General features: G+C 67.8%; 1 protein-coding gene and 1 pseudogene. Both read left to right on the top strand.

Annotation, left to right across the window (positions count from 1 at the left end):
• The first annotated feature begins 126 nt into the window (after positions 1-126).
• A complete protein-coding gene (locus tag ACFU5F_RS42440; RefSeq protein WP_383291078.1) occupies positions 127-534 on the top strand; it encodes a hypothetical protein in 408 nt (135 codons plus the stop codon).
• A 2-nt stretch (positions 535-536) separates the two neighbouring features.
• Positions 537-859 (top strand): annotated as a pseudogene (locus ACFU5F_RS42435) (hypothetical protein); the annotation flags it as partial.

The following is an 859-nucleotide window of genomic DNA, read 5'->3' as shown; positions in this document are numbered from 1 at the left end:
GACCATCCTTGACTACGTCTGGCGATAACCTGGTTGACAACCCCCGTGCATGAGGTTCAGGGTAGAGCACGCAACACCCCGTAGACGAGCGATCGTCACCTGACGATCTGTCACAAGGAGAGATTCATGCCCGCCATCTTCCACGTCGACCAGGCCCGCACCTTCTCCATGGTCATGTTCCTCAGCTCGTCCCCGAAGATGCAGTTCGGCACGCAGCAGCAGGACACCGCCAAGGACGGCACCCCCAAGTGGGAGGTGCAGGTCGTCGCCTCGTTCACCCAGTTCGGCCGGACCGAAAACGAGATCCTCAAGGTCGGTGTCCTCTCGCACCAGGACCCCGCCGCCCCGCTCCAGGGGATGCCGCAGCCGGTCGAGCTGGTCGGCTTCCGGGTCGGTGTCACCCCGGCCGAGAAGCGGACCGACCGCAACGGCAACGAGAAGGTCGTCGGCGGCACTGCCTGGTACCAGGCCGACGAGATCCGCTCGACCTCCGCCGTCCCGACCTCCCGCAAGTCCGCCTCGCAGGAAGGCTGATCGTGTCCGCCACTGACTCCCTGAGCCTGGCTCCCCTGGTCGCCGTCATCGCCCTCGCGGTGCTGGCGGCCTGGGGGGCGGCTCGCCTCTTCATCGCCACCTACCGGTACATCCGCGCGACCCCCTTCCAGCGGGCCCGGATGCGCCACGCCTGGGCCGTCTCCCGCCGCTGGCGTCGCCTCGCTCCGAACGTCGGCCTGGCCCGCGTGGACGAGAACACCAAGGGCCGCAAGGACTGGCAGGGCAAGACCGCCAAGCCCGTCACGGTCGTCCCGAAGATCCGCGTCTTCCCGGAGCCCTGGGGAATCCGCGCCGTCATCAAGAC

Origin of the sequence: Streptomyces sp. NPDC057438 (assembly GCF_042802995.1) — a bacterium.
In the GTDB taxonomy this organism is placed as follows: Bacteria; Actinomycetota; Actinomycetes; order Streptomycetales; family Streptomycetaceae; genus Streptomyces.
The sequence above is the reverse complement of the archived record's forward strand: the minus strand, read 5'-3'. Positions and strand labels throughout refer to the sequence as shown.